Below are 6,186 nucleotides of genomic sequence, written 5' to 3' on the forward strand. Positions count from 1 at the left end.
TACCTGGACTCGAACCAAGACTAACTGAACCAGAATCAGTCGTGCTGCCAATTACACCATAGGCCACTGGAACGCAAGCCCCGAAGGGATCTTGTTCTAGTTCGCGCTGTCGGTCACCGGCCTTTCGGCCCGCTCCCGGCGGCGCAGAAAGAACATTACCCGAAGGTGGACGGGGCTCCAAAACGGGTATCCGCGCCGAGGAGCGCGGGGAGTTCGGTGAGGGTCGCGATGCGGTGCGGGCCGACCAGTGCCTCGGCGCCCCAGGACAGAGTGCGTGCTGTCGATCCAGACCGAGACCAGGCCCGCGTCGGCGGCGCCCCGCGCGTCGATCTCGGGGTGGTCCCCGACGTAGGCCACCTCGTGGGGTGCCGGCGGCCAGGGACGTCCCGGGCTCGGAGCAGGGGCGCCCAGCACGGCCTGCGGGCGGGCAGGCAGGGGGTTTGGGAAGGGTGCCCGGCGGCGCGGCACGGCTGGCACACTGGTGCTCATGAGCGCGTACCGTGTCCAGTTCACCGTCGAGGCCCGTGCGACATTCGACGCCCTGCCTGAAGAACGCCGGGCACAGTTGGACACGGCCGTACGGATACTGGCCCGGGACCCGTTCCGGAAGAACTCGACAGCGCAGCTCGGCCCGGACGAGCATCTGCGCAAGGCCTATGTCGCCCCCGGCGTGATGCTTGAGTACATGGTGGCCGGAGCGATCATGGTCGTCGTCGTACTGGAGATCTTCGACGAGAGCGCCTACCTGATCGACGAGGCGGACGCGCGCTGAGTTCAAGCAGTGAGGGGCGGCACCCCGGACCGGGTGCCGCCCCTCACCTGTGCGTCATCTCACGCGGTGAGCTTCGCCAGCGCCGCGTCGATGCGGGCCAGCGTCGTCTCCTTGCCGAGGATCTCCAGGGACTCGAAGAGCGGCAGGCCGACGGTGCGGCCGGTGACGGCCACCCGGACCGGGGCCTGGGCCTTGCCGAGCTTGAGGCCGTGCGCCTCGCCGGCCGTCAGGACGGCCTCCTTCAGGGACTCCGCGGAGTTCCAGTCGGCCGCCTCCAGCTTCTCGCGGGCGGTGCGCAGCAGGGCGTCGCTGCCCTCCTTCATCGCCTTCGTCCAGCTCGCCTCGTCGAAGACCGGCTCCGGCAGGAACAGGAAGTCGACGTTGTCGGTGATCTCCGACAGGACCTTCAGACGGGTCTGGGCGTGCGGGGCGATCGCCTGCCACTTGGCCTCGTCGAAGTCCTCCGGGGCCCAGGGGGCGAAGGGGGCCTTCAGCCAGGGGGCGCAGCGCTCGGTGAAGTCCTTCACATCGAGCATGCGGATGTGGTCGCCGTTGATGGCCTCGCACTTCTTCAGGTCGAAGCGGGCCGGGTTGGGGTTGACGTCCTTGACGTCGAAGGCGGCCACCATCTCGTCGATGGTGAAGATGTCCTGGTCGGCGGAGAGCGACCAGCCGAGCAGCGAGAGGTAGTTGAGCAGGCCCTCGGGCAGGAAGCCGCGCTCGCGGTAGAGGTTGAGCGAGGACTGCGGGTCGCGCTTGGAGAGCTTCTTGTTGCCCTCGCCCATGACGTACGGCAGGTGGCCGAACTCGGGGGTCTGCTTGGCGATGCCCAGGTCCTTCAGCGCCTTGTACAGGGCGATCTGGCGGGGGGTGGAGGAGAGCAGGTCCTCGCCGCGCAGGACGTGGGTGATCTCCATCAGGGCGTCGTCGACCGGGTTGACCAGCGTGTACAGCGGCGCGCCGTTGGCGCGGACGATGCCGTAGTCCGGGACGTTCTCCGGGGTGAAGGTCAGCTCGCCGCGGACCAGGTCGGTGAAGGTGATCGTCTCGTCGGGCATCCGGAAGCGGACGATCGGGGCGCGGCCCTGGGCCTGGTACTCGGCGACCTGCTGCGGGCTCAGCTCGCGGCAGTGGCCGTCGTAGCCGGAGGGCTTGCCGGCGGCGCGGGCGGCCTCGCGGCGGGTGTCCAGCTCCTCCTGGGAGCAGTAGCAGTGGTAGGCGTAGCCGCCGTCCAGCAGCTTCTGGGCCACGTCGCGGTAGAGGTCCATGCGCTGCGACTGGCGGTAGGGCGCGTGCGGGCCGCCGACCTCGGGACCCTCGTCCCAGTCGAAGCCCAGCCAGCGCATCGCGTCCAGCAGCTGCTCGTAGGACTCCTCGGAGTCACGGGCGGCGTCGGTGTCCTCGATGCGGAAGACCAGGGTGCCGCCGTGGTGCTTGGCGAACGCCCAGTTGAACAGGGCGGTGCGGACCAGGCCCACGTGGGGGTTGCCGGTCGGCGACGGGCAGAAACGGACGCGTACGGGGGAGGCGGGTGCGCTAGCCACGCTTGACAACCTTGTTGGTGAGAGTGCCGATGCCTTCGATGCTGACGGAGACCTCGTCGCCGACAGCCAGGGGGCCGACCCCGGCGGGGGTGCCCGTGAGGATCACGTCGCCGGGGAGCAGCGTCATGGCCTCGGTGATGTTGACGATCAGATCCTCGATGGAGTGGATCATCTCGCTGGTGCGGCCGAGCTGCCGCTGCTGCCCGTTGACGGTGAGCTGGACGGTCAGGTCGGACGGGTCCAGGTCGGTCTCGACCCAGGGGCCCAGCGGGCAGGAGGTGTCGAAGCCCTTGGCCCGCGCCCACTGCTTCTCGCGGCGCTGCACGTCGCGGGCGGTGATGTCGTTGGCGCACGTGTAGCCGAGGATCACGTCCTTGACCCGCTCGCGCGGGACCTCCCGGCACATCCGGCCGATGACCACGGCCAGCTCGGCCTCGTGGTGCAGTTCCTCGGAGAAGGCGGGGTACTGGATCTCGTCGCCCGGTCCGATCACGGAGGTGGACGGCTTGAAGAAGGCGAAGGGCGCGTCCGGGACCTCGTTGCCCAGCTCGCGGGCGTGCTCGGCGTAGTTGCGACCGAAGGCCACGACCTTGTTGGGGAGCACCGGGGGCAGCAGCCGTACCTTGCTCAGCGGGACCTTGGTGCCGGAGAGCTCGAATTCCGCGAACGGAATGCCCTTGATGATGTCGAGGACGAGCTCGTCAGGCTTGTCGCCCTCGACCGCGCCGAAGGCGACGTTCCCGTCGATGGAGAATCTGGCGATGCGCACGGGATGCTTGGCCCCTTGACTGAACCGGCTGGAGTCTGACGCTCCAGGCTAGCGCGGCCGGGGCGGCGCACCTCGCGGCATTACTCCGCGGCGGTGGCGCTCGGGATCTTGTCCAGGACCGTGCGGCGCGGGTTGGCCGTCTGCGCCGGCAGTTCGACGGGGTGCTCCGGCTGCTCCGGGGTCTGCAGTTCGTCGGCTCCGTCGAGGTGGGCCAGCGTCGTGCGCCGCGGGTTGGCTATGGTGCGGAACATCATCGTCGTCTTCACGGTGGTACGAACCCTGTCGTCAGCGGTGGGGTGAGTGGGCAGATCGCGCCCTCTTGTAAAGCGTCAGGCTAAACATCCGTTTCCCCGGAGAAGGCGTGAAGACCCCATGATCGGTATGTGAGTTTGCTCACGGGTTCAGCCTCAAACCGGTCAAATCCGGCCCTCAAACCACCCCAACGAAACGGACATTGCGCACCTGAACCAGTCATTCCGCTCCTGATCATCTCGACTGGGACACGGGACGTACCCTTGCAACTCGCTCTTATAAGTCCGTTTTAGGGCGAATCACTTTCTACACACCGTGACTCAGCGCCCACAAGGTGTCACGTAGGTCACGGCTCGGTCCACGGCCCTTGTTGGAGTTCCTGCACTGTGCTGGAATTCCACGGACCGCCGCAGGTTCGTACCGGCGCGCAAGGGCGCAACAGCGCCGAGTGGCGGCGGAAGGGGGAGCCAGCGCCGGTCACTCAACGACCATCAGAGGACGTAATTCAGGTACGTCTTCTACTTACGCCGACACCGTCCCGTCCGTTCAAACGGCGGGGCGCCTGGTCCAGAGGTTGCGACGCTAGTGCAGGGACGTTTCAAGAGGGATGGCAGTGCTTCGGCGGAGCCGGAGCTGCACGGCGGGACTGGCCCCAATGCCGGCAGTCCCTCGCCCCAGCACGCCCAGAGCCCGGGTCAGGCCCCGTCCGCCGACGGCGGTGCGGCCCCCTCGGGCCCGGCGAGCCCCACGGCCCCGGCGGTGAAGCCGCCGCAGGGCCCCACCAATCCGGGTCCGCGAATAGCCCTGCGCAACTGGCGTATCTCCACGCGCCTGGTGTCGCTGCTGGCTCTTCCGGTCGTCGCGGCCACGTCGCTGGGCGCCCTGCGTATCAGCGACTCCATGGACGACATGCAGCAGCTCGACAACATGAAGCTGCTGACGGACATGACCAAGCAGGCGACCGAGCTGGCCGCCGCGCTCCAGGAGGAGCGCGACCAGTCCGCCGGTCCGCTCTCGCACGGTGAGAAGGCGACCGGCTACACGGTCAAGGGCTTCACGGACAAGACCGACCGGCTGCGCGAGAACTTCATCGAGTCCGCGGAAGAGGTCGACACCTCCGACACCAACCTCCAGGGCGTCCACGACACCCTCGTCGGTGTCGTCCGTGACCTGCGCACGCTGACCAACATCCGCCGCGACGCCTACCAGGCGGAGGACAACTCCACCCAGACCGTCGAGGCGTACCACCGGCTGATCGAGAACCTGCTGGACCTGTCCCAGGACATGGCGCAGGCGACCAGCAACCCGGACATGATCCAGCGCACCCGCGCGCTCGCGGCGTTCTCCTCCGCCAAGGAGTACGCCTCCATCCAGCGCGCGGTGCTCGCCGCGGCCCTGCCGGCGAACAACAAGTCCGGCGGCTCCCTCTCCGACAACGACCGGCTCTACGCCCAGTCGGCGCTCACCAGCCAGACCTCCGAACTCGCCTCCTTCAAGGCGATCTACGGCAGTGACGAGGCCATCGAGCTGCTCAAGCCGGTCCAGGAGGGCAACTCCACGATCCAGGCCACCGACACCTACGGCGAGCGCGCCATCACCAGTGGTCTGGCCACGGTGGACCGGCGCTCGTACAAGGACTGGGTGGACGACAGCTCGATCAAGATCGAGCAGATGGGCAACATCGAGCGCCACCTGCTGGAGCAGATGGAGCAGAAGGCCCGTGAGCTGCGCAACGAGTCCGAGCGCGACGCGATCATCTCCGGTGCGCTGATCCTGCTCGTGCTCGGTGTCTCCCTGGTCGGCGCCTTCGTGGTGGCCCGCTCCATGATCCGCTCGCTGCGCCGGCTTGAGGAGACCGCCACCAAGGTCGCCTCGGACCGACTGCCCGAGCTGGTCAAGCAGCTGTCCGAGTCCGACCCGCAGGACGTGGACACGTCCGTGGAGTCGGTCGGTGTGCACTCCCGGGACGAGATCGGCCGAGTGGCCGCGGCCTTCGACGACGTGCACCGCGAGGCGGTCCGCCTCGCCGCCGAGCAGGCCCTGCTGCGGGGCAACGTCAACGCGATGTTCACCAACCTCTCGCGCCGCTCCCAGGGTCTTATCCAGCGTCAGCTCTCGCTGATCTCCGAACTGGAGTCCCGCGAGGCCGACCCGGACCAGCTGTCCTCGCTGTTCAAGCTCGACCACCTCGCCACCCGCATGCGCCGTAACGGTGAGAACCTCCTCGTTCTCGCCGGTGAAGAGCCCGGCCGCCGCTGGACCCGCCCGGTCCCGCTGGTCGACGTGCTCCGCGCCGCCGCGTCCGAGGTGGAGCAGTACGAGCGCATCGAGCTGGCCTCCGTGCCGTCCACCGAAGTGGCCGGCCGCGTGGTCAACGACCTCGTGCACCTGCTCGCCGAGCTGCTGGAGAACGCCACCTCGTTCTCCTCCCCGCAGACCAAGGTCAAGGTCACCGGTCACGCCCTGCCCGACGGCCGGGTGCTGATCGAGATCCACGACACCGGTATCGGTCTGTCCCCCGAGGACCTCGCGGCGATCAACGAGCGGCTCGCCTCGCCGCCCACCGTGGACGTCTCCGTCTCCCGCCGCATGGGTCTGTTCGTGGTCGGTCGTCTGTCGCAGCGGCACGGCATCCGCATCCAGCTGCGCCCGTCCGACTCCGGTGGTACGACCGCGCTGGTCATGCTCCCCGTCGACGTCGCCCAGGGCGGCAAGAAGCCCGGACCGGGCAAGCCCGGCCAGGGCGGCCCGTCCGGCGGTCCCGCCGCCGCGCAGGCTGACGCCGGTGCCGCCGCGGCCCGCCGTCAGGCCGCCGCGGGCGGTTCGCTCGGCGCCGGTTCGCCCTCCGG

General features: G+C 68.7%; 5 protein-coding genes and 1 pseudogene. 2 read left to right on the forward strand and 4 right to left on the reverse strand.

The window, feature by feature from the left end; all coding sequences use genetic code 11:
• Positions 1-155 precede the first annotated feature (155 nt).
• Positions 156-366, reverse strand: a pseudogene (locus GA0115233_RS42175) (HAD family hydrolase); the annotation flags it as partial.
• A 121-nt stretch (positions 367-487) separates the two neighbouring features.
• Between GA0115233_RS42175 and GA0115233_RS39370 the strand changes: the two are divergent.
• Positions 488-772 carry a type II toxin-antitoxin system RelE family toxin gene (locus tag GA0115233_RS39370; protein ID WP_141689650.1) on the forward strand — a complete coding sequence of 95 codons (285 nt, stop codon included), beginning with the start codon at positions 488-490 and terminating at the stop codon, positions 770-772.
• A gap of 59 nt (positions 773-831) precedes the next feature.
• On the opposite strand, the gene gltX is transcribed toward GA0115233_RS39370, so the two are convergent.
• The 3 genes from gltX to GA0115233_RS39385 all read right to left on the reverse strand — a co-directional run bounded on the left by gltX (position 832) and on the right by GA0115233_RS39385 (position 3,351).
• Complete coding sequence (gene gltX / locus GA0115233_RS39375; protein WP_093725536.1) at positions 832-2,316, reverse strand: glutamate--tRNA ligase; 1,485 nt, start codon at positions 2,314-2,316, stop codon at positions 832-834.
• A complete protein-coding gene (locus tag GA0115233_RS39380; protein ID WP_093725538.1) occupies positions 2,309-3,085 on the reverse strand; it encodes a fumarylacetoacetate hydrolase family protein in 777 nt (258 codons plus the stop codon). Before GA0115233_RS39380 ends, gltX begins: the two co-directional genes overlap by 8 nt.
• Before the next feature lie 80 nt (positions 3,086-3,165).
• Positions 3,166-3,351, reverse strand: a complete 186-nt coding sequence (locus GA0115233_RS39385; protein ID WP_093725540.1) for a hypothetical protein — start codon at positions 3,349-3,351, stop codon at positions 3,166-3,168.
• A gap of 571 nt (positions 3,352-3,922) precedes the next feature.
• Here GA0115233_RS39385 and GA0115233_RS39390 point away from each other — a divergent pair.
• The coding region (locus tag GA0115233_RS39390) for a nitrate- and nitrite sensing domain-containing protein (RefSeq protein ID WP_141689651.1) at positions 3,923-6,186 on the forward strand (2,264 nt) is incomplete at its 3' end.

Source organism: Streptomyces sp. DI166, assembly GCF_900091315.1.
In the GTDB taxonomy this organism is placed as follows: domain Bacteria; phylum Actinomycetota; class Actinomycetes; order Streptomycetales; family Streptomycetaceae; genus Streptomyces; species Streptomyces fuscus.

Excerpts from the sequence above, each read along its gene's own strand:
- GA0115233_RS39370 (WP_141689650.1), top strand. The coding sequence starts at position 488 with ATGAGCGCGTACCGTGTCCAGTTCACCGTCGAGGCCCGTGCGACATTC.